At 43.8% G+C, this 22,493-nt stretch carries 18 protein-coding genes and 1 pseudogene; 14 read left to right on the top strand and 5 right to left on the bottom strand.

The genetic code is table 11. The features are described from left to right. The first annotated feature begins 108 nt into the window (after positions 1 to 108). Together AC5RDS_RS00935 and AC5RDS_RS00940 are read left to right on the top strand one after the other, a co-directional pair. The gene (locus AC5RDS_RS00935; protein WP_013612817.1) at positions 109 to 1,047 is read left to right on the top strand and encodes a ribose-phosphate pyrophosphokinase; all 939 of its coding nucleotides are present in this window, start codon (positions 109 to 111) and stop codon (positions 1,045 to 1,047) included. 112 nt (positions 1,048 to 1,159) lie between these two features. After that, positions 1,160 to 2,035, top strand: coding sequence for a VIT1/CCC1 transporter family protein (locus AC5RDS_RS00940; protein WP_022160800.1), 876 nt, complete (start codon positions 1,160 to 1,162; stop codon positions 2,033 to 2,035). A gap of 7 nt (positions 2,036 to 2,042) precedes the next feature. On the opposite strand, the gene AC5RDS_RS00945 is transcribed toward AC5RDS_RS00940, so the two are convergent. Both AC5RDS_RS00945 and AC5RDS_RS00950 read right to left on the bottom strand, forming a co-directional pair. Beyond that, positions 2,043 to 2,435 carry an SPOR domain-containing protein gene (locus AC5RDS_RS00945; RefSeq protein ID WP_041556834.1) on the bottom strand — a complete coding sequence of 131 codons (393 nt, stop codon included), beginning with the start codon at positions 2,433 to 2,435 and terminating at the stop codon, positions 2,043 to 2,045. Between the two features lie 84 nt (positions 2,436 to 2,519). Continuing rightward, positions 2,520 to 3,968: a sodium:solute symporter gene (locus tag AC5RDS_RS00950; RefSeq protein ID WP_022160802.1), complete on the bottom strand. Its 1,449-nt coding sequence runs from the start codon at positions 3,966 to 3,968 to the stop codon at positions 2,520 to 2,522. A 181-nt stretch (positions 3,969 to 4,149) separates the two neighbouring features. Here AC5RDS_RS00950 and AC5RDS_RS00955 point away from each other — a divergent pair, with 181 nt between their 5' ends. Both AC5RDS_RS00955 and leuS read left to right on the top strand, forming a co-directional pair. Then, positions 4,150 to 5,220, top strand: coding sequence for a DUF4934 domain-containing protein (locus AC5RDS_RS00955; RefSeq protein ID WP_041556836.1), 1,071 nt, complete (start codon positions 4,150 to 4,152; stop codon positions 5,218 to 5,220). 291 nt (positions 5,221 to 5,511) lie between these two features. Then, complete coding sequence (gene leuS, locus AC5RDS_RS00960; protein ID WP_118944852.1) at positions 5,512 to 8,283, top strand: leucine--tRNA ligase; 2,772 nt, start codon at positions 5,512 to 5,514, stop codon at positions 8,281 to 8,283. A gap of 123 nt (positions 8,284 to 8,406) precedes the next feature. On the opposite strand, the gene AC5RDS_RS00965 is transcribed toward leuS, so the two are convergent. From AC5RDS_RS00965 to AC5RDS_RS00975, 3 genes and pseudogenes are all read right to left on the bottom strand, one after another. Then, positions 8,407 to 8,799: a YbaN family protein gene (locus tag AC5RDS_RS00965; RefSeq protein ID WP_013612822.1), complete on the bottom strand. Its 393-nt coding sequence runs from the start codon at positions 8,797 to 8,799 to the stop codon at positions 8,407 to 8,409. 12 nt (positions 8,800 to 8,811) lie between these two features. Next, positions 8,812 to 9,753, bottom strand: coding sequence for a tRNA-dihydrouridine synthase family protein (locus AC5RDS_RS00970; protein ID WP_013612823.1), 942 nt, complete (start codon positions 9,751 to 9,753; stop codon positions 8,812 to 8,814). A gap of 101 nt (positions 9,754 to 9,854) precedes the next feature. Further along, positions 9,855 to 10,407, bottom strand: a pseudogene (locus tag AC5RDS_RS00975) (transposase family protein). Between the two features lie 306 nt (positions 10,408 to 10,713). Between AC5RDS_RS00975 and AC5RDS_RS00980 the strand changes: the two are divergent. The 10 genes from AC5RDS_RS00980 to AC5RDS_RS01025 all read left to right on the top strand — a co-directional run. Next, positions 10,714 to 11,133: a MarR family winged helix-turn-helix transcriptional regulator gene (locus AC5RDS_RS00980; RefSeq protein ID WP_013612825.1), complete on the top strand. Its 420-nt coding sequence runs from the start codon at positions 10,714 to 10,716 to the stop codon at positions 11,131 to 11,133. Between the two features lie 30 nt (positions 11,134 to 11,163). Continuing rightward, positions 11,164 to 12,147: an ornithine cyclodeaminase family protein gene (locus AC5RDS_RS00985; protein ID WP_113028205.1), complete on the top strand. Its 984-nt coding sequence runs from the start codon at positions 11,164 to 11,166 to the stop codon at positions 12,145 to 12,147. Positions 12,148 to 12,363: 216 nt separating this feature from the next. Continuing rightward, entirely contained in the window at positions 12,364 to 15,570 is a 3,207-nt protein-coding gene (locus AC5RDS_RS00990) for a SusC/RagA family TonB-linked outer membrane protein (protein ID WP_087383944.1), read from the top strand. Between the two features lie 30 nt (positions 15,571 to 15,600). Next, positions 15,601 to 17,091: a RagB/SusD family nutrient uptake outer membrane protein gene (locus AC5RDS_RS00995; protein WP_306445947.1), complete on the top strand. Its 1,491-nt coding sequence runs from the start codon at positions 15,601 to 15,603 to the stop codon at positions 17,089 to 17,091. Positions 17,092 to 17,104: 13 nt separating this feature from the next. Beyond that, positions 17,105 to 17,863, top strand: coding sequence for a DUF4843 domain-containing protein (locus AC5RDS_RS01000; protein WP_013612829.1), 759 nt, complete (start codon positions 17,105 to 17,107; stop codon positions 17,861 to 17,863). A gap of 24 nt (positions 17,864 to 17,887) precedes the next feature. Beyond that, positions 17,888 to 19,483 carry a PKD-like family lipoprotein gene (locus AC5RDS_RS01005; RefSeq protein WP_022160807.1) on the top strand — a complete coding sequence of 532 codons (1,596 nt, stop codon included), beginning with the start codon at positions 17,888 to 17,890 and terminating at the stop codon, positions 19,481 to 19,483. 12 nt (positions 19,484 to 19,495) lie between these two features. Then, the gene (locus AC5RDS_RS01010; protein WP_013612831.1) at positions 19,496 to 20,500 is read left to right on the top strand and encodes a hypothetical protein; all 1,005 of its coding nucleotides are present in this window, start codon (positions 19,496 to 19,498) and stop codon (positions 20,498 to 20,500) included. Between the two features lie 83 nt (positions 20,501 to 20,583). Next, positions 20,584 to 20,763 carry a calcium-binding EGF-like domain-containing protein gene (locus AC5RDS_RS01015; protein WP_195305480.1) on the top strand — a complete coding sequence of 60 codons (180 nt, stop codon included), beginning with the start codon at positions 20,584 to 20,586 and terminating at the stop codon, positions 20,761 to 20,763. A gap of 319 nt (positions 20,764 to 21,082) precedes the next feature. Further along, the gene (locus tag AC5RDS_RS01020) at positions 21,083 to 21,412 is read left to right on the top strand and encodes a 6-bladed beta-propeller (protein ID WP_494222171.1); all 330 of its coding nucleotides are present in this window, start codon (positions 21,083 to 21,085) and stop codon (positions 21,410 to 21,412) included. A gap of 403 nt (positions 21,413 to 21,815) precedes the next feature. Further along, positions 21,816 to 22,493, top strand: a 678-nt coding sequence (locus AC5RDS_RS01025) for an ATP-binding protein (RefSeq protein WP_494222172.1), incomplete at its 3' end; no start/stop codon positions are given.

The raw sequence follows: 22,493 nt of genomic DNA on the forward strand, positions 1-22,493 counted from the left end.
ATTAATTACTTACTTTTGTTGCGAAATAGCTCACAAGTGAGTTGGGTAATAATATCTGAAATTCGATTTTACAGCGTCTTAAAACATAAATATTGAAACGGCTAAATTATGTCAGATCTTTCCGAAGTTAAGATTTTTTCCGGGGAAAACAGCAAGTATATTGCTGAGAAAATTGCTAAATCGTTGAATTTAGATCTCGGACAAAAGACTTTATTACATTTCAGTGACGGAGAATTTGCGACTTCTTACGATGAAACAGTTCGTGGTGATCATGTTTTTATCGTACAATCCACTTTCCCGCCTAGTGATAACCTCATGGAGTTATTAATGATGATCGATGCGGCTAAACGTGCTTCTGCCTATAAAGTAGTAGCTGTCATTCCGTATTTCGGTTTTGCACGTCAGGACAGAAAAGACCGTCCGCGGGTAGCTATCGGTGCTAAGTTAGTAGCCAATTTGTTATGTGCTGCTGGGGTCGACCGGATCATGACGATGGACTTACACGCAGATCAGATTCAGGGATTCTTCGATATTCCGGTAGACCATTTGTATGGTTCCACGGTACTTGCTCCCTATATCCGTTCTCTGAAACTCGAGAATCTGGCTATTGCTTCACCGGATATCGGCGGATCTAAACGTGCTAATTCATGGGCAAAATTCTTCGATTCAGGGTTAGTGATCTGTCACAAAACCAGAGAAAGACCGAATGAAGTGGCCGACATGAAAGTGATCGGAGATGTAGAAGGTAAGAATGTAGTGATCGTAGACGATATGATCGATACTGCCGGAACTATCTGTAAGGCTTCCAGTATCCTGAAAGAGAAAGGTGCTTTATCGGTAAGAGCCGTAGCTACTCACGCCGTACTTTCGGGAAAAGCCTATGAGAATATCGAAAAATCAGCTTTAGACGAAGTTATATTTACGGATTCTATTCCTTTACACCAGGAATGCAGTAAAATCAAAGTGATTTCTGTTGCCGACATGTTTGCAGAAACAATCCGGAATGTCGTTGAACACCGTTCTATCAGTGATCACTTTATTATGTAGTCTTTACCTGATCGGATATAAAAAGCGAAGCATGGTCTTCGCTTTTTTTTGTAACCTGGCTCATGGAATACCGTAACATAACGAAACGTTTTTTACTTAACCACACCCATAAATGATGCCCGCTTTAACTTCCCAGGAAACCAAACAGTTATTAGCATTTCAAACTAATGAAATCACCGAACACCATATCTACCATCAACTATCACTTTTACAAAAAAATGAAAATAACCGCCGGATATTAACCGAGCTAGCAGCAGAAGAATCAGGACATTACCAGCTCCTGAAAACATATACCCAAAAGGAAGTAGGGCCTAAAAAAGGCAAAGTTCGTTTCTATGTTTGGATTGCCCGTTTATTCGGGCTTACTTTCAGTATCAAACTGATGGAAAATAGTGAAAAATATGCTCAGGAAGCCTACCGTCAAACTCATTTGGAAGATTTACAAAAAATTGCCCGGGATGAAGAAATTCATGAATCGAGATTAATCGAGCTTATCGATGAAGAAGGGCTGAATTATATGAGTTCTGTCGTTTTAGGACTGAACGATGCGCTGGTAGAATTTACCGGAGCCCTGGCCGGCTATACTTTTGCCCTTCAACATGCCAAACTGGTAGCCCTGACAGGCGCTATTACCGGCATTGCAGCAGCTCTTTCCATGGCTGCCTCGGAATATCTCTCTACCCGAACTGAAAACAATGTTCACAAAAATGCACTAAAAGCCGCCGTATACACCGGAATCGCTTATGTTATCACTGTCGTTGTCCTGATTTTGCCTTTCGTCCTCCTGTCCAATGTATATTGGGGTCTGGGCGTCTGTCTGTTCGGAGCATTAGTGATTATAGCTATTTTCAATTACTATTATTCCATTGTCAAAACAGAAAGCTTCCGGCATCGCTTTACTGAAATGGCAATAATCAGTATAGGCATAGCAGCGATCAGTTTCCTAATCGGCTATGCACTTCGGGTTTTTACAGGTATAGAGTTGTAAGCCCGGTTTATCTGACAGGATATACCCAGGTCCGTTCTTTTCCGGGTTCTCTCACAATCCGGTTCAGAGCCACTTGTGCCTCTTTACGAGTTTCATAGCCATCATAAGTGACCATGCTCATATTATAAAAAGGAACAATCCGGGAGTCGTAACCTTCCTGGATTAATTTAGCCTGTAAACGTTCAGCATTCTCCGGAATTTTAAAACATCCGGCCACCAGATAATAATTCACCTGTTTCACAACAGGTTTCGGTTCTTCTTTAGGAGGAGCCACCGGTTCCGGTTTTGCCACTTCAACAACTTCTACTTTCTGTGTCGTCAATTCTTCTTTTACCTTTTTATCCTTACAGGAAAAAAGACACAACAAAGAAAGGGCTAGTAAAATAACAGTAATTTTCATCGTGCTGTAATTAATTTCTATCACTATTACGCTTTATCGGCGTTAAAGATAACATTATAAAATAATTTTAACAAATCTATGAGGTTATATTGCTTCTACTATTCGTTTACGGAAAATCCATAAACCCAGAAAGCACAAAAAACCATTCACCAATAAAATTTCAAAACCGAAACAATAGCCCCAAAACCATTGTTCTGAAAAATGATCGAGGACATAAGAAATCAGGGGTGACAGCAAACATATCCAAGGCAGAAATTTTCCTTTTACCTGATATTCGGTCATCAGCCCAAAAGTAAACAACCCTAAAATCGGCCCATACGTATAACCGACAGCTTTCAATACCGCATTGACGACACTGGTATTATTCAATTCCCGAAAAAGAATTACTACGATACACATCAATAGCGAAAAAGTCAGATGTACTCCTATTCTCCGGCGTTTTTGCAAAGGATCCTTTGGATCGATCTTCAAAAAATCGATACTGAAGGAAGTGGTTAAAGAGGTCAGGGAAGAATCTACAGAAGAGTAAGCAGCTGCCGTTATGCCCAGCAAGAAAAATAAACCGGTGGTTACTCCGAAATAGTTCATCGATAAAAAAGCAAAAACATCGTCCGATTTTCCGGGAAGTTCTACGATTTTCATCTCCGCATATATATATAATAAAGCTCCCAACGCGAGAAATAAAACATTCGTAAGTAAAAACAGAAAAGAAAAAGAATACATATTGATCCGGCAGTCTCTCAGTGAACGACAGGTCAAGCTCTTTTGCATCATATTTTGGTCCAATCCATTAATAGCAACCGTAATCGCTATTCCGGCCAGAAACTGTTTCAGGCTATTGTGGGAAGAACGCCAGTCCCAATCAAAGATACGGGCATAAGAACTCTCCCGAATAGAACCGGCCATCGTACTAAAATTCAGATCCAGCTCCTGACAAATGACGGCAATAGTCAAAACCACCGAAATCAGCATAAAAACCGTTTGTAAGGTATCCGTCCAAACAATCGTTTTTATACCACCCCGAAAAGTGTATATCCACACTAATCCTAAGGTAATAAATACCGTCAAAGCAAATGGAATTCCCAGACTGTCGAATAAAGCCAATTGCAATACTCCAACCACTAAGAACAAACGAAACGAAGCGCCGACCAACTGAGATAAAATAAAGAAAAACGATCCGGTCAAACGGGCTTTTTCACCGAAACGGATACCCAGCCAGGAATAAATGGACACCAAATTCAACTTGTAAAATAAAGGTAATAAAACCAAGGCAATCACCACATATCCGATGCAATTTCCCATTACGACGGGCAAATAAGTCCAATTGCTATTCCCGACTTCGCCCGGTATGGAGATAAACGTTACTCCTGAAAGGGAGGTCCCGATCATCCCAAAAGCCACCAAATACCAGGGGGAAGTCCGATTAGCCGTAAAAAAAGTCTCATTATCCGATTTCCGGGAAGTAAAATAACTGATCAAAATCAGTATCCCGAAATAAGCAAGCAAAATAAATAGCACTAAACCCGACGACATATCCTTGTTTTAAGCCCATTACCGTACGAAAGTAATTATTTTTTTATACATTTGCTAAAGAACCCTAATTCCCTTTCCGATGCGGCTACTTTTTTTCTGTCTATTCGCTTGTTTCCTATTCAATTGCGGGCACCCAACCGTCCCTCGAAATATAGATGTTACCCGTATTTCTAAAAGCGACTTGCAGAAAGTCCGGTCTTTCGATCCAACCCAACTCATCGACAGTTGTACCTACATCCCTTTAGAAACCTCGGATCGGATTTTAATCGGCAGAGTAAAACAGCTGAAAATCACCGATAAATATATTTTCCTGGTAAATTCGGAAAACGATTCCCTCTATGTTTTCAACCGTCAGGGGAAATTTCTGAATACCATCGGTACCCGGGGCAGAGGCCCACGGGAATATCGTTCTATTCAATCTTATTGTTTTCCGCCTCAGGCAGACACAGTGATTATTTTCGATTCGGATAAGCTCTTATTTTATACGCCCACAAACCGATTCATCCGGAGTGTCGATCTGGTACCCCAACTACATCGGGATACCGATATCATCCGTAGTATAAACTCGATCGATTTTGCCGAACCGGGGAAATTACTTTTCAAATACGACCTGATGTATCGATGTAACGTATTTTATTCCACTTATAATTACAATACCGATGAACTCAAAGATATCGGATATGTCCCGCTCTCACTCGATTTAGGCAATACTCTTAACCGGGTAAACCTCGATTTTTTTGAAACGGCACCCTATAAACAAGAATTGAGTTGTGCCATACTCTATAACGATACGATCTTCCAATACCGGCAAGATTCTTTATCTCCCCGTTTCATTATCAATGCATTAAAAGACAAAGTTATTCCGGACCGGATTCTCCGGCAACTGAACGGTTCGGATCCCATGAAAGCAGGCAGTCTTTTGGTCAGCTCCGGTATCTTTATCAAAAATATATACGAATCGGATTCTTATTTTTTCATTTTATACAATGGCTCCGAACCTCAGGAACTGATCTGGAATAAAACGACACACCAAGGTATACTCGTCGAACTAAACGATAACTTTCGCGGTCACACTTATGCTCCGATGGCTGTTTCCGCCTTAGCAGTATTGAACGACGACGAAAAATACTATGATCCCAACAACGGAAATCGATATTTACCGGTCTCCCGACAAAAGCAAACCTTACAATTCCGACTGAAAGAAGAAGATAACCCTGTCATCGTCATTTATCACCTGAAACCACAATTCTAACCTCATGCAAATCATTATCCTTCCGGCTTATTATCGTTGACCGTCTGTCATCCGGCTACTGTCCGGGATAAAGATCTCCTGTATACCGCGACCGGCAAGACTTACAGGAAATCAAACATTTCAAGCCGGAACAGCTTACCGGCAGCATTATCTGCATGACTTTAGAAACTTCTGTCATTTTATGTTCCGCCACAACTTTATCCTTTACTTTTTAGCTTTTACCTTTTAGCTTTTACCTTTTACTTTATATCTTTGTGCCTCAAAATGAAATCATAAACAATCTATATTATCATGGAATACAACTTTAAGGAGGTAGAGAAAAAGTGGCAGAGCTACTGGAAAGAAAATCAGACTTACAAAGTCGACGTCGATCCGTCCAAACCGAAATTTTATGTACTGGATATGTTCCCTTATCCTTCCGGAGCCGGTTTGCACGTCGGCCACCCACTCGGCTACATCGCATCCGACATTTATTCCAGATATAAACGTCTGAAAGGATTCAATGTGTTGCATCCGATGGGATTCGATGCATATGGTTTGCCAGCCGAACAATATGCCATCCAAACAGGACAACATCCGGCCATTACAACAGAGAAAAATATTGCCCGCTATCGGGAACAACTCGATAAAATCGGTTTTTCTTTCGACTGGGACCGGGAAGTGAGAACTTGCGATCCGAAATATTATAAATGGACACAATGGGCATTTATCCAAATGTTCAACCATTGGTTCAATAAAGATACTCAAAAAGCCGAACCGATCGCCAAACTGGTAGAAACCTTTGAAAAAGAAGGGAACGCAAATATCAATGCAGCCAACTCGGATACCCCGATCTTCACGGCCGAAGCCTGGAAAGCCATGGATATCCGGGAACAACAGCGTGTATTGTTGAATTACCGGATCGCTTATCTGGCCGATACGATGGTGAACTGGTGTCCTCAGCTGGGAACTGTGTTAGCCAATGATGAAGTCAAAGAAGGACTCTCGGTGAGAGGTGGTTTCCCGGTCGTACAAAAGAATATGCGACAGTGGTCTTTACGGGTTTCTGCCTACGCACAGCGTTTGCTGGACGGATTGAACCACCTGGAATGGTCCGATTCGCTGAAAGATATCCAACGCAACTGGATCGGACGTTCGCAGGGAGCCGATGTGATTTTCGATGTAAAAGACTCGGATATACAATTGAAGATCTTTACAACCCGTCCCGATACGATCTATGGGGTGAGCTTTATGGTACTGGCACCGGAAAGCGATTATGTCAGGCAACTGACCACCCCCGATCAGGAAAAAGCAGTAGCTGAATACCTTGACTATGTAGCTAAACGTACCGAACGCGAACGCCAAAGCGAGATCAAAACCGTGACCGGCGTATTCACCGGTTCTTATGCGATGAATCCGTTTACCAACGAAGCGATTCCGGTATGGATCAGTGAGTATGTATTGGCAGGCTACGGAACGGGAGCTATCATGGCCGTACCGGCCCACGACAGCCGTGACTACGCTTTTGCACGTAAGTTCAATCTGCCGGTCATCCCGGTTATCGATAACGGCCAGCCTATCGATCTCAGCAAGAGTTCGTATGATGCCAAAGAAGGGAAGATGATCAACAGTGGACTGATCGACGGCATGGAAGTAAAAGAAGCTATCGCTTTCATCGCCGAAGAAGTGGAGAAACGGGGGATCGGGAAGAGCAAGATCAATTACCGCCTACGGGATGCCATTTTCAGTCGTCAACGGTATTGGGGCGAACCGTTTCCTGTATACTACAAAGACAGTATGCCCTATATGATAGATGAGGCAGAATTACCTTTGGAATTACCTGAAATCGATAAATATCTGCCCACGGAAAACGGAGAACCTCCTCTCGGCCGGGCTAAAAACTGGACCACGAAAGAAGGATATCCGATCGAGTTGAATACCATGCCGGGATTTGCGGGATCATCGGCTTATTACCTCCGCTATATGGACCCGCACAACGATAAAGCATTGGTCAGCCATGAAGCAGATGCGTACTGGCGTAATGTCGATCTGTATCTGGGAGGAGCAGAACACGCAACAGGGCACTTGATTTATTCCCGTTTCTGGAATATGTTTTTATATGACTTAGGAGTAGTTTGTGAACCGGAACCTTTCAAGAAACTGATCAATCAGGGAATGATACAAGGGCGTTCGAATTTCGTATACCGCATCGTAGGGACCAATACCTATGTATCTGCCGGTTTGAAAAGTCAATACGAAACAACCGAGATCCATGTAGATGTCAACATCGTCAAGAACGACATTTTGGACACAGAAGCCTTCAGAAAATGGATGCCTGATTATGCCGATGCCGAATTTATTCTCGAAGACGGTAAATACATCTGTGGCTGGGCCGTTGAAAAAATGTCGAAATCTATGTTCAACGTAGTCAATCCGGACGATATCATCGAACAATTCGGAGCCGATACTTTACGACTTTACGAAATGTTTCTGGGACCGCTTGAAGCACACAAACCCTGGGATACACAAGGCATCGACGGCGTATATAAATTCTTACGTAAATTCTGGCGTTTGTTCCTGAACGGAGAAGAATTCTCTGTCAGTGACGAAGTACCGACCAAAGAAGAATTAAAAGTACTTCATAAAACCTTGAAAAAAATCGAATTCGATATCGAAAATTTTTCTTTCAATACTTCTATTCCGGCTTTTATGATTTGTACCAACGAATTGGCTGCACTGAAATGCAATAAACGGGCTATTCTCGAACCCCTGGTCGTTGCTATAGCACCCTATGCTCCTCATATTGCTGAAGAATTGTGGCATTTGTTGGGACATGCCGAAAGCGTAATCGGAGCAACTTTCCCTCAATGGGAAGAAAAATACCTGGTGGAAGATAGCTTTGAATATCCGGTTTCTTTCAACGGTAAAGTACGTTTCAAACTGAATATGCCGTTGACTGCAACCCAGGCAGAAATCGAAGCTGCAGTCAAAGCCTCCCCTGAGGCAGGCAAATGGCTTGAAGGAAAAGAAATCCGGAAAATGATTATTGTTCCGAAAAAAATCGTTAATGTCGTGATCGCATAACCGGTGTAATTCTATATTATATAAAGGGAACGGTGTCAATACTGTTCCCTTTTTCTTTCTATTCCGAAATCGGAATAGAAAGAAAAAATAAACTTATGGCCGGGCGGCGGCGACTGTACGATCCTACCGGGCCTCTTCAGATCCCGGATTTTGCCGCTTAGCAGTCGGGACGATCAATAATATACTTCCTGTACCGATAGCTCCCAATATCAACAAAAGAACACGTATTTTGAAATCTTCAAGGATAAGAAAAGCAGAAATACTGATCATGATCCACATACAGGCAATCGAAATGAATTTACCGGTTAAACTCATCCCTTGCCGGGATTCGTAACGGCGGATATATTTTCCAAGGGGGGAACGATGTAAACGATCATGCAATCGCTTCGAACTTTTATAAAATAACCAGGAACTCAATAAAATAAAAGGGGTAGTGGGTAATCCAGGCACGAATATTCCGATTATTCCCAAGATTACAGAAAGGACACCTATGGTAATGAACAAAAATTTTTTCATCGAATTTTCCTGTTAAGAAGTAAATATTGCTTTTACACTTTCGGTATACTGCTGTAAGCGGGTAGACTTTTTAATCCGTTTCAATAACTTCCGGTCAGTTTCAGGCAAAAAATATTCCCACAAGGTCTTCATCTTCACCAGCAATTGAGTTTCTCCTTGAAGTACCTGGGAATAGGCTGAAAAAAGCTCTTCATGGAAGGCAAAATATATTGACATACGTTGTTCGGGCAAAAAAGTTTCATTTCCTTTAAATTCCTTAGCCAACAAAGGCGAAGACAACAATCCACGACCGATAAAAACGCCCTTCAGCAGAGGAAACCGAGTCAGAATTTGTCGGATATCCGACAAAGATTCAATATCACCATTGTAGTAAAGCGGATGCTGGCAAAGCTCATAGAAACCCTGAAATGCTTCTAAATCCGGATGGCCTTTATATTGTTGTTTGCCGGTTCGGGCATGAAGAGCGATGCGGCTAAGGCGAAGGGTATTCAACAATTCAACCAACACCATGCATTCGCTCGCATTTTCCCAACCCAACCGCATTTTCAACGAAAACTGAATTTCCGGATACTCTGCAATGGGAGCCAGTACCTCCGCTACCTGTGCGGGATAAAGTAACATTCCAGCCCCTTTGTGCTTACCGGCAATCATCGGGAAAGGACAACCCAGATTAATATCGATCTGCCTGTATCCCTTCTCTCCCACTGCATCGGTCAACAAACGAAATTCATCGGCACTACCGGGAAGAATCTGAGGAATCAAGTCAGCAACCGTATTCGTTTCAGGTTCTATATCCCGAAGATCACGCTTGCGAAGAGCCCCTTTTTCTACCCGGATAAAAGGGGTATAGTACACCTCCACCCCACCGAAATAGTGAGCGAAAGCATTTCTATAAATCCGGTCTGTATAACCCTGTAGAGGAGAAAAATGAATAGAATATCTATCGGAATCCATAAAATCAATTTCGTTTGCAACAAAGGTAATATCCAAACACCGAAAAAATAACAGTAAACCACTAAAAGTCCTGTTTTATTTATAGAAATGATTTAAACCTCTTATTTTCGTGAAATTTTCTTTAGCAGCAGGATAGCGAAAGCCAGATAATTCCAAGATGTCCGGCTGGAAACAGTAGTGTCAAACCGGTTTAGAACCGTTCTGAAGCTATCCACCCAGGCGTCGGTCCGCTCTATGTAATACCTTTCGGCATACAGTTCGTCGTCCACCAGAATATCATCGGCGTTGTCCCTTCGTTTATTGGCACGGATGTTCGTGATGACTTCCTTCTTTCTCAATACGTTGCGCAGGACATGTCCAATTCAGTACGGTAGTTGTCAAGTAGCTGAATCCATACGGATTTCCATTTGCCGCCCTTGCTCCATTCCCTGTAATGATGGTAACAGTCCCGTATGTCAGTACCTTGACGCTAAACAAGGCCTCTACCGGAAAAAGCGACCATTGGCAGCCTGTCTTGAGTTTGTACAAAATGGCGTTTGCCACCTCAATAAGGCAACTTTGAGTGACATAACCATGTTTTGCTGTGGAAAGCCAGAGCAATATTTGGTCACCTATAATATAAAGAACATTTCTATTTGTATGCTGTATTTTAATATCTTAATGCATTTTTAAGAAACTAACATAAGTTCAAATCACTTCAATAAATGAACAATAGATAATCAATAAGTAAATGTTTGAAAAGTGTAAGGAAAAACTTTTCAAATTACTGGCATTCATCCATCTTTTGCAGAATCAGGCGGTGACGTTTGGAAAACGGAAAGAACAGGTTGTCTGTATGAATTTTAAAATTTTAATGTTAAAAAATAATTTGAATATGGGATATTGCATGTATTATACATATATTTGTAGGCATATAAAATATGATATATACATGTATATTACAAAATAATTAAAAATTGTATGCAAAATCAAATTGATACTTTAAGGCAATTAAACTACGAATTGATTAAAAACCTGGGGTTGTTCAGGCAGCGGGCAGGGCTTTCCTTCGGACAACGTCACACACTATACCATATCAATGCCCATCAAGGACTGTCTATTCAGGAACTGGCAGAGCTTTTACAGGTGGATCACTCCACGATGAGCCGGAATGTCAAAAAGCTGATGCAGGCGGATTTGGTGGAAACATTTCAGGACGATGCCGACAAAAGGCGTAAGATGATTGCCTTGTCTGCAGTAGGCCGGCAAGTGTTGGACGAAGCGACGGAATCCATCAACCTCACCATTTCCAATGCTCTGCAATCACTTGATGAAGATGAAATAGAGAATGTCATTACAAATCTCAGAAAATACAGCAAAGCCCTGGAAGGGGTTCGTTGACAATGTTTTAAATTCGAAAACAGACAAAATATGGAAAAAGGAACATTGGTGCTGACACGGAGTGATATTCAGAATGCCCTTTCTTTGGCAGAATACTTACCTGTCATTGAAGAGGCACATGCGTTGCATGCACAAGGGAAGGTGTATGCACCGGATTTACTACATGCGGATGTCAGGAACGGAGAATTTCATTTGAAGACAGGCGGAATATGTTATGGGAATGAAGAATATTATGGGGTAAAGATAAACGGAGGCTTTCCTAGAAATATGGAAAATTACGGTTTGCCCAACATTTTGGGGATTATCTATATATGCGATGCCCGGAACGGAAGTCCTATAGCCATCATGGATTCTGTAACTATCAGCAAATGGCGGACCGGGGCGGCGACAGCCGTGGCAGCCAAATACCTTGCTCCTGAAGGGAGGGTTCAATTAGGCGTATTCGGTTATGGCACACAAGCGGAAATCCAGGCGAAGTCCTTGTCATTGGTGAGACCCATTGAGATAATCCGGGTAAGCGGAAGAAATGTGAGAAAAGCGGAATCGTTTTCAGTCAGGCTGCAAAAAGAACTCGGCATACCGGTAATCTGCTGTTCCGGGGAAGAGGCTGCCCGGTGCAGCAACCTTATCGTAACAGCCACTCCGGCACACAAGTATTATATCCGCAAAGAATGGATACAGCCGGGATGTTTCATTGCCGCAATCGGAGCGGACAGTCCCGGCAAGCAGGAACTGGATCCGCGCTTGGTCGCTTCTTCCGTCGTTGTCACCGACATTAGGGTGCAGGCATGCCGGGTGGGGGAATCACAACACGCCATATCCCAGGGGCTGATGGGTAAGGAGTCCATCTATGCAGAATTGGGGGAAATCGTCACAGGCCGGAAAATATGCCCCGCCTCTCCCGAATCAATCATTATCTATGATTCTACAGGCACAGCACTCCAGGACATCAGCGTCGGAGTGGCAATCGTTAAAAAATTGAAGTCAAAGCACTGTAACAGAATCTGTTTTTAGAAAAAAAACGCTTGTTTTTTCTGGACAATAATTCCAATTTTCCGTGTCCTGAACAACACTTTTTCCGATACTTTTCTGTTTCTGTTATCTATTAATTTTTAATTGTTTATATGATTTGTGATTTTTAGGTTTCAACAATTGATTCCGTTCGTTTTCAAGGTCTGCCGTATCCAGAAAAAACGAGCGTTTTAAATTGTCGTTAAACCTTAAAAACTCATGAAAAAGAAACAACTTTACGGACGGGGAGTCCCTATGCTCTGCATAGCCTGCCAACTCACAGTGGCTCCTCTGTTTTTTTCAAGTCGTGTGCAGGCAGTCCCGGTCGCTCCGACCCTCCTGACGACCGCACAAACACAAGAGATGAGGACAATCAAAGGGATTGTCAGAGATGTCAACAACCAGCCATTGCCCGGAGCGACCATCCGGATTAAGGGTACCTCTACAGGCGTGGTGTCGGATGTGGACGGGAATTATACCATTACCGTACCCGATGACCCGAATACTACCCTGCTCGTGTCGTTTGTCGGCATGAAACCCCAGGAGCAGAAAATTGGCAAATCGACGGCACTGAATTTCATCCTCGAAGAGGATGCCACCGTCTTGGATCAGGTGGTGGTGAACGGAGTATTTGAACGTAAGGCTAACACTTTCACCGGTTCGGTGAGGACTATCGGGAAAGATGACCTGAAGCGCGTGGGGAACTCTAATGTGTTGCAGTCGTTGAAGAACCTGGATCCTTCCATCATGTTTTTCGACAACATGTCTTTAGGTTCGGATCCGAACGCTATGCCTGAAATGGTGTTACGCGGCAAGTCCTCCATTAATATGGAAGATGTGGATCTGAAGGCGACCTACCAGAACGACCCGAATGCGCCTTTGTTCGTGCTGGACGGTTTCGAGACCTCTCTCCAGAAAATCATGGACCTTGATATGGACAGGGTGGAAAGTTTGACCATTCTGAAAGATGCCTCGGCAAAGGCCATTTATGGTTCGAAAGCAGCCAATGGTGTGATTGTCATTGAATTGAAGAAGAATCCGTCCGGAGACTTGCGCGTCACTTACAATGGAAGCATGGAAATCGAGGCTCCGGACCTCAGTTCGTACGATTTGTGCAATGCTGCGGAAAAACTGGAGGTGGAACAGGCTTTCGGGATGTTCAACGATCCGGGAGCCGATTTCGAATCACAGCGCATGATGATTAAAATGTATAACCAACGCCAGTCGGCCGTCAAATCGGGAATCAACACGGATTGGATATCCAAGCCGTTGCGGTTGGGTGTGGGCAACAAGCATAGCCTTTCTGTGGAATTGGGCGACAAGGCATTACAGGCCATCGTCGATTTGTCTTACCAGAACATCAAGGGGGTTATGAAAGGTTCGGATCGTACAAACATCTCCGGAGCAATCTCCCTGTTGTACAGGCATCAGAATTTTCTGTTCAGAAACCAGTTGACTATCACTTCCAACGAAGCGCACGACTCCAAGTACGGGACTTTCGATGAATACACCAAACTCAACCCTTATTACACACCCTACGATCAATACGGTCATTTGACCGACAACATCGTCCCTTCTTTGGATCCGGGAAACAGTGTCACGGTGAATGCATGGTATGAGGATATTGAATTTGAGGCGAATCCCCTGTACAATGCACAGTTGAACACACTCTTACAGGACAAATACGTCGACATCACCAATAATTTCGAACTACAATGGTTTGTCATGACCGGCCTGAAGGCTACAGCCCGTTTCGGACTTACAGAACAACGCAGCAGGAGCGACGAGTTTTATCCGTCGGATCATCTGAAATTCGCCTCCTACAGTACCGACCGTCTGACGGAAAAGGGGAGCTACGACCTGGAAAACGGCGAACAACATTCCTTGAGCGGTAAGTTCGACGTACAATATAACAAGAATTTCCTGAGTGTGCATGACATTTTTGTCAATGCAGGTTTTGATCTGTCGCGCAAACAGTCTTCCACCAATCTGCAACAGGCAGAAGGCTTTCCGAGCGACAAGATGACCGACATTATCTTTGCCCGGCAATATCTGAAAGATGCCAAGCCCAAAGGGACGGAGGAGACTGTAAAGGATTTCGGTTATTATCTGTCGGCAAACTATTCCTATGACAATCGTCTGAACTTCGACGCCACTTTCCGTCAGAGCGCATCCAGCATGTACGGAGCCAACAGTCGTTGGGGGAAATTCTGGAGTGTGGGAGGAAGCTGGAACATACACAACGAGAGCTGGATGGAAGGTTCCAACATCACCCAACTGCGTCTGAGGGCGACGACAGGCTCGACCGGTTCCCAAAGCTCGGCAGCTTATAACGCATTGGCCTCATACGAATATTTCCTTGACAAGACATACGGAGGCCAGTTGGGAGCGCAATTGCTGAACATGCGCAACGAGGATTTGAAGTGGCAGGAGAAAGTGGAGCAGAACTATGGTTTTGACTTCAATTATAAAAACCGTTATTCGTTTACTTTCGAATACTACCATTCCATTACAAACAATGCGGTGAACCCTCTAAGCCTGGCTCCGTCTACCGGTTTCACCACCGTTCAGGAAAACGTCGGAAAAGTATTGAACCGGGGGTTCGACCTACGTGCCGGAGCGACCGTATGGCAACAGCCGGCAGACCGTTCCTATCTGTCGTTCTCCCTTATGATATCGCGCAACAAAAACATCCTGAAGGAAATATCCGAAGCCATGCGTTCCTATAACGAACAGCAGGAGAAACTGGCCACTGAAGGTAATGTACCTGTCCAGAAATATTACGACGGTGTTTCCATGGATGCCATCTGGGCGATGCCTTCCTTAGGGATAGACCCGGCCAATGGCCGCGAAATCTATATCGCGAAAGACGAGAACGGCAATCCTTACCGGACCTATACTTACGATGCGGCCCAGCAGGTCATCTGCGGTGATGAACTACCCAAATTCCAGGGGAATGCCGGTGTCAATTTCGAGTACAAAGGATTCGGCATCAATGCTGTACTGACTTATCAGTACGGGGCCAAAATGTATAACCAGACATTGGTTGACAAAGTGGAAAACGCCGACATGAAATATAACGTGGACCGACGCATCTATACCGACCGTTGGCGCAAACCGGGAGATATCGCCTTGTACAAAGCAATCAGCGAAGAAGTGTATGTGTCCGAAAAGCAGCAGTTCGCTTCAGAGAAGACATATCCTACCTCCCGTTTTGTGCAGAAACGGAACGAATTGAAGATATCCTCCCTGCAACTGTCATACGACTTCTTCCGTCATGACTTTGTGAAGAAAATCGGTCTTGAAAGGATTCTGCTGCGGTTCAATGCAAACGACCTTTTCACCTTTTCAAGCATCGACATTGAGCGGGGAACCTCCTATCCTTTCGCCAGAACGTTCAATTTCTCCTTAAATGTGACCTTATAACACCGAGAACCATGAAAAAGAATATCTAGTTTGTCATTGTTCCTGCTCCTTTCCCTGTCGGCCTGCAACCAATGGCTGGAAGTGGAGCCTAAAACGGAAATCAAGAGTGACAAGATGTTTGAGAATGAAACCGGCTTCAGAGATGCCCTGATCGGATGCTACATGATGATGGCGGATTCCACCCTTTACGGGCGGGAATCCACTGTCTGCTTTTTTGATGTGCTGGCACAGCAGTATGACATGGCCACGAACAATCCTTACAACAATCTCAAGCAGTACCGTTATGAAAGCTATACCGGGACCATCGACGGTATCTGGCAAAAAACCTACCGCATCATCGCCAACCTGAACGCGCTGCTCGAAGTGAGCGACGAAAAAAAGGCCATCCTGCATCCCACCACTTACGGCATCATCAAAGGAGAAGCCATCGGTCTGCGGGCTTTCCTGCACTTTGAACTGCTGCGCATATTCGGCTGGGGAAATCTGGAGAACCAGCCTTCCAACCTGGACAAGCTTTCCATCCCTTACGTGACGGAGTATAGCAAGGTGCTCACCAAACAATCTACCGTAAAAGAAGTACTGGGATACATTCACCGGGATCTTGCGGAAGCGGATTCACTGCTGAACTACTGGGATTCTTACGGAACTGCAATCAAAGGAGATGACTATGAGATGGATGAGAACGATCTCTTTTTCAAGGAACGGAAGAGCCGTTTCAATTACTATGCGGTCAAAGCAACGGAAGCGCGTGTGTGTATGTGGGAGGGGAAATACAAGGAGGCTCTGGAGGCCATTGAGGAACTGTTCATGAAGAAGCAGGTTATCCCTTGGGTGGATCCTGAATCAAGTGTGCATGTGGAAGAAAAAATGAGGGATTTGTCGTTTACCGCCGAGCACATCTTTTATCTGGAAGTGAACCAGTTATATAAGACACTCCGTCCTTATGTAGAGCAGTACAAGATAAACGCGGACTTTTCCAGCACTGACAATGAAAAGGTGTTCTATACTACCAAGACCAAGGGGGAAAGCCTTTATGAAATCGCCGATGGGACAGGCGTGTCGGATATCCGGTATATGCGGTGGTTTAACAAGACGGAAGCAAAAGCCTGGACTTTTCTGAAATTCTACGAACCGGCAGATTCAGAATCCAGGGCAAAAAACAAGATGCCCTTGATGCGCAAACCGGAGATGTACTATTATGCGGCGGAGTGCTATAACAACCTGAACAATCCCCAAAAGGCAGTCGACGCACTGAACGCCGTGCGGGTGGCCAGAGGCATCCTATATGAGAAAAACCTGCCCGCCTCCTTGAGCAAAGAGGAAATCAGCCGGGAAATACAGAAAGAATGGCAAAAGGAGTTTGCAGGAGAAGGGCAATTGTTCTTCTATTACAAACGATTGGGGCTGAACATTCCCAATGCCTCCTTAGGTGCCGGCGATGCCTTGTTTGTTCTACCCCTGCCCGAAACGGAGGTTGAAATAGGAGGACGTGAAGATTATGGTAATAGTATCAATAAATAACACAAGAACGGTTATGAGAAACTTTATTTTTCAGTTAATCATCATAGCTTCCGCCCTGTTTGCAGGGGTCTCCTGCTCCAAGGAGAAGGTGACGCTGTATACGGAAGCTCCGGGAATCTACTTCAACGGATTCTCCACCACTTATAATTTTACGGAACATCCTGAAAATGTGGAAATCGGATGTGACACTGTCAATATCCCTTTCCTCATTACCGGGAGTGCGATGGATAAAGAGCGTGTGATTAAGGTGAGGCTGTCACCGGAGGATACGATTACAGCCGAGGAGAGTATGTATGAACTCCTGTCGGGGAGTGTCCCCGCAGGAAGTTATCAGGGGCAGTTGCAGGTGAAAATAAACTACAGTCCGTTGCTGGACGATTCCGTCTATGTGACCAGACTGCGGGTGGTGGCCACGGAAGATTTTCCTGTCACGGATTTGAACGGGAGGGTTTTCAGCCTGTATATCACCAATAAAATCGGACGACCGGCCAATTGGAGTCAATTAAATAACTATTTTGGGGAGTATTCCGACTCATGGTACCGTTTCATTTTAGATGCAACCGGGCTTCCCTCCCTCCCCTATTGGTCTCCCAGAGGCAGTGCGGATCCGAACAATCCCGATCCGGAACGCTGGACCATGACCGGTACAGAGGTAAAAGCCTACGCCGCTTTGGTGAAAGAAAAACTGACCGAATACAACAATGAGCATCCCGGCAACCCGTTGAAGCATGAAGACGGAGAATATAAGGGACAGCCGGTCACCATGCCTTAAATCATCACCTAAAAACTCAAAGTCATGAAGATAAAAACATTACTTGTAGCCCTATTGGGAAGCCTGTTTCTGGCTTCCTGTTTCGAGGACGACTCTTCCTTGAACTATAAACTGATGAACCCGATTGTCATCGATCTGGGTGATGAACCGACCACCTATAAAGTTTTCGCATTCGACACCTTGGAGATAAAGCCGATTACTTACAAAGAAGGCGTGCCGGACGCAGATCTCTCGTTCAAATGGACCCTGGAAGGCAATACCATTATTCCTAAAGTCATCGATTCCACCATGACCCTGAAATACATGGTCGATGTCAGTGCGCAAAACAATGCCTACAAACTGGTGTATGAAGTGAGGGACAATACCACGGACATCATCCAGGAACAAGTGTTCGATGTGACGGTGATGAGTCCGTTCGGGAGCGGTCTGATCGTGTGTGACACAAAAGACGAGATGACTTCCGATGTGTCGCTGATCATGGCATACAATTTCACCGATAGCTATCACAAAGAACAGGATACGGTGATGCGGAATCTGTTTTCGAGTGTCAATGGTCGGAAAATCAATGGAGTTGCGACAGCCGTCCGTTCTACCACTTATCAGGTCAACCGTTCGCTGACCATCGGGACCGACCACACTTTGGACCGGGTGGACCCTTTCAATTATTCCTATATCGACGGCAACGGCGACATGTTTGTCATCGATCCCGGCCAGTACAATGTGACTACCATTGGCTATGATCCGCAAATAGGGGCAGAACTTCTTGCCATTACCGGCAAAATCTATCCGAGGAGCATGCAACAAGACAACAAGGTGTATTCCTATTATCTTCAGACCAGCGATATGTCCGACTATTACATGGGCATTTTCTACCGTCCGGCCTGGGAAAATGGAATCGGGTTTGACGAGAAAAACGGACGCTTGTTGGAATTTGACAGCGACGACCAGTTGAAAGTGTTCAACAGTGCCAAGCTTCCCGCCGACGCCCCTTTCGATCAAAACAAACTGCAGGGTTTTACCTGCCTGGCCATGTTTTCCGGTGACGACAGCCAGATGCACATCATCCTGAAAGAAAAAGACCCGAAAACAGGGAAGGCCAAGACCAACGGGAAAATCTATTCGTATATAACTTTACGGACTTATGACCCTGAGACTGATAATGGGAAACCATTGAAAATTATCGACCTGAACAGTTTTCCCGAGATTCAGGACGCACGCTTTTTTGAGGGGACGGAAACCCAGAATGTCATTTATTATGCCACTTCCACCAAAATCTATTCCATCAACCTGGCTATCGCCAATCCTCTTGTGACCCTTGAATATACGGCGCCCGAAGGAGAGGAAATCACTTCCATGATGGCATGGAAAGAATATCAGGGAAAAGTGGACTACACCAATCCCAATCCGAACGCGGATGCCGACGATAAGGTGATAGAGGTAAGCAACAACAACCGTATGATTGTATTGTCGACCTACAATCCCTCAAGCCGGGAAGGGTTCGTCAGGACTGTCGCCATCGCCACCCTGGGTACGGGCACTTTGGAGAAGAACCGGGAACTGCACGGCGAGTTCGGAGGATTCGGCCGCATTACAGCCACCAATATACAGAAAGCGTTCTAAAAACACAGAATCATGAGACATACACTATATTTATCAATTCTCGTATTGTCGTTAGTGACGGCATGTACTAAAGAAGCCGATATGAACATAGCAAAAGAGTCGGAACATACTGTCAAGAAGAATCTGTTCCGGGTAACCAGGATAGAAGGACACAATGACCATTGGGGTGATTACATTTGGATTATAAATTACAACAAGGAGCAGATAGAGAGTGCTTTCCACATTGATACAGAGGGGGACACCATTGGCAACTTCGGGATATCCAACAACTCGGATATCAATTATGAAATCGAAGTCAATGATTGGATTCCCAAGATTGACAGCGATTCCATCAGTCGTTTGGACCAATTTCTGAAAAATAAGTACGGGGCAGGGAATTACAGTCTGAAAGACAGCATCCCGCTCGTTGGGAGGGTTTTGTATAGCCAGAAGGTCGATCTGTATGAGGACGGACGGATCAAACGGCAAAGCGTCGTGCATTACACCCCGAGGGAAGATGTGGGTACAGGCGAGGACTTTGACAACTCCTATCTGAAAACTTACAGGACAATCAATACTTATGAATACAATGAAAACAGCAATATCTGCATCAACCGGATTTATCATGATGTTTACGACCCGGAAGACATCCATCAGGAAACTTACGAACGCACCTTGCATAAATACGAAACATTGTATGAAGGCGACAGAATCACTTCCATCCTTTATATGACAGCCCCTGCCGGAGAGAACTGGATTGAACAGGACCGTTATTCCTTCACCTATTCCGGTAATCTGTTGCAATCCGTCAAAAGCAACGGCAGAACCCTTGAATTCACATACAACGGAACGGTTCCTGCCACCGTCACTGACGGGGAAACACAATATACCTACAAATTCGACGGAAATGGAAATGTGACGGAAATAAACGACGGACAAGGAAATTTCATGAAAATAACCTATGAGTCCGGGCACGGAAATTTCAGTGTCTTCACCCCTGTTATTGACCAAATGTTAGGGAAACCTTTCATCAAGTAAAAAACAGAAAAAGGGATTGCCGGAACATGTTTTGGCAATCCCTATAAATACACTATTTGTTTAACCTAGCAAAATTAATGATTATGAAAACAAATTTGCGAAAAATGATTCTATGGACAATTGCTTTGCTCGCAATCAGTATTATGACGACAAGTTCTGTAAACCCCGGTTATAATGAATTTGGTAATGACATTAATGAATGTTTGGAAGATCCTTGTCCAGAAGGCTATACATGTATGAATTTGCCAGGAAGTTTTTTGTGAGAAGCTCCAGATGGTGAAATTATCGAAGGAGATGGAGATTCTAGTAGTAAAGGTTATAAAGTGCATGATGGTGATTGTAGTTTCAGCGCATCTATAGATGCAGATGGTTATGTGACTATTTTTGGGATTAGAAAATTTGTAGGTCTCAATGCAAAGGGAGTATATAAAAAAACATTTTATGGAGTCAGAAGAGATTGTGAATTGAATGGCACTTTTTTATGTAAACCTCACACTTGTGCAAAATTTTGGTTAGATATGAAATAATAATTTGTGAAGTCGGGAGATTCCCGACTTCAATTATGGTCAAAATGCTATGATTATGTCTAATATAAAATATTGCATTAGGATAGGAATTTTGTTTTTAGCCGGTATTATCGTTTTCGGTTGTAATGAAGACAGACAGAATGAAAAGGATTCCGATATATTTCAAATCAATATTCCTCTGACATCCGGGGATAAACCCTTATTTGCCGATTCGCTGTTTTGTGGGAAAGAAATAGTGCCCCTGGAAACAACTCCGGAATGCCTGATTTCCCCAATTGACAAACTGGAAATTGCGGATGATAAACTGTATCTGTTGGATAACGAACAGGATTTTATATTCATTTTCAGTAGACAAGGAAAATTTGATAATGGAATGTATTATTAGTTGATTATCAGTATTATACGCTCTAAACGGTAGAAAAGTGACCGTATGGATTCTGATTAGATACGAAAAGGTGAAGATTTAACGTATTTAACTTTCAATCACATCAGGAATCACGAAATAAGGGTTGGGAGGGGCGTTTTAAACTGACCCTATAATGTGGTGAATAGAAGTTATATGACGAAATTCATAAAGGGGTACGGTTGAAACGACTCCCTTGAAGGGTGTGATTACATGTCATACCCTTTTGTTCTATAAAGCATTTTTGTGTAGTTTACGAAGCTACGTTTTGCAGTTTTTTTACTTGATAAACGCAGTTTTTTCATTGATTGTGCTGGCTTTTGGGATAAAACTATTATCTTTGTGGTGTAAAATGTGATACCAGTATCAAAAACAATACTCTAATATGATATTTGAACGTAAGAAATACTTGGATGAACTTATTGCAGGACGTGGAAACGGTCTTGTGAAGATTATAACAGGTGTCAGACGATGTGGAAAGTCTTTCCTGTTGTTTGATATCTGGCATAACTGGTTGTTGGAACATGGGGTGACTAATAGTCACATCATCGAAATACAACTTGATGATTTCCGAAACAGACGGTTGAGAAAGCCTGATTCCTTGCTCGATTATATAGATTCAAAGGTTGTGGATGATGGCAATCCTTATTATATAGTCTTGGACGAGGTACAACTTGTAGAAGAATTTGTGGAGGTTATTCTTAGCTTGACACACATGCGGAATGTAGATGTGTATGTGTCAGGCTCAAACTCTCGTTTCCTGTCAAGTGATGTTGTGACAGAGTTTCGAGGCAGAGGTGACGAGATACGCATCTGGCCTCTCACCTTTGACGAATACTTTAGTGGTATTGGTGGAGATATACGCAAAGCTTGGTTGGATTACTATACTTTTGGAGGACTGCCACAGGTGGCTTTGCTTGAAACGGAAGAAAAGAAAACAGACTATTTGCGTGGTCTGTATGAAACGACCTATCTGCGTGACGTAATTGAGCGCAACCATCTGCGTAATCCTGAAGGAATGAAGGAATTGGTGCGTGTGCTTGCCTCGGGCATTGGTTCGTCA

It is taken from the genome of Odoribacter sp., assembly GCF_985060555.1.

What these genes read in the sequence shown, in the direction of transcription:
- AC5RDS_RS01010 (WP_013612831.1), top strand. Translation starts at nt 19,496, where the DNA reads ATGAGACATACACTATATTTATCAATTCTCGTATTGTCGTTAGTGACG.
- AC5RDS_RS00940 (WP_022160800.1), top strand. Translation starts at nt 1,160, where the DNA reads ATGATGCCCGCTTTAACTTCCCAGGAAACCAAACAGTTATTAGCATTT.
- AC5RDS_RS00965 (WP_013612822.1), bottom strand. Translation starts at nt 8,799, where the DNA reads ATGAAAAAATTTTTGTTCATTACCATAGGTGTCCTTTCTGTAATCTTG.
- AC5RDS_RS00935 (WP_013612817.1), top strand. Translation starts at nt 109, where the DNA reads ATGTCAGATCTTTCCGAAGTTAAGATTTTTTCCGGGGAAAACAGCAAG.
- AC5RDS_RS00970 (WP_013612823.1), bottom strand. Translation starts at nt 9,753, where the DNA reads ATGGATTCCGATAGATATTCTATTCATTTTTCTCCTCTACAGGGTTAT.
- AC5RDS_RS00980 (WP_013612825.1), top strand. Translation starts at nt 10,714, where the DNA reads ATGCAAAATCAAATTGATACTTTAAGGCAATTAAACTACGAATTGATT.
- AC5RDS_RS01005 (WP_022160807.1), top strand. Translation starts at nt 17,888, where the DNA reads ATGAAGATAAAAACATTACTTGTAGCCCTATTGGGAAGCCTGTTTCTG.
- leuS (WP_118944852.1), top strand. Translation starts at nt 5,512, where the DNA reads ATGGAATACAACTTTAAGGAGGTAGAGAAAAAGTGGCAGAGCTACTGG.
- AC5RDS_RS01015 (WP_195305480.1), top strand. Translation starts at nt 20,584, where the DNA reads ATGAAAACAAATTTGCGAAAAATGATTCTATGGACAATTGCTTTGCTC.
- AC5RDS_RS01020 (WP_494222171.1), top strand. Translation starts at nt 21,083, where the DNA reads ATGTCTAATATAAAATATTGCATTAGGATAGGAATTTTGTTTTTAGCC.
- AC5RDS_RS00985 (WP_113028205.1), top strand. Translation starts at nt 11,164, where the DNA reads ATGGAAAAAGGAACATTGGTGCTGACACGGAGTGATATTCAGAATGCC.
- AC5RDS_RS00950 (WP_022160802.1), bottom strand. Translation starts at nt 3,968, where the DNA reads ATGTCGTCGGGTTTAGTGCTATTTATTTTGCTTGCTTATTTCGGGATA.
- AC5RDS_RS01000 (WP_013612829.1), top strand. Translation starts at nt 17,105, where the DNA reads ATGAGAAACTTTATTTTTCAGTTAATCATCATAGCTTCCGCCCTGTTT.
- AC5RDS_RS00945 (WP_041556834.1), bottom strand. Translation starts at nt 2,435, where the DNA reads ATGAAAATTACTGTTATTTTACTAGCCCTTTCTTTGTTGTGTCTTTTT.
- AC5RDS_RS00990 (WP_087383944.1), top strand. Translation starts at nt 12,364, where the DNA reads ATGAAAAAGAAACAACTTTACGGACGGGGAGTCCCTATGCTCTGCATA.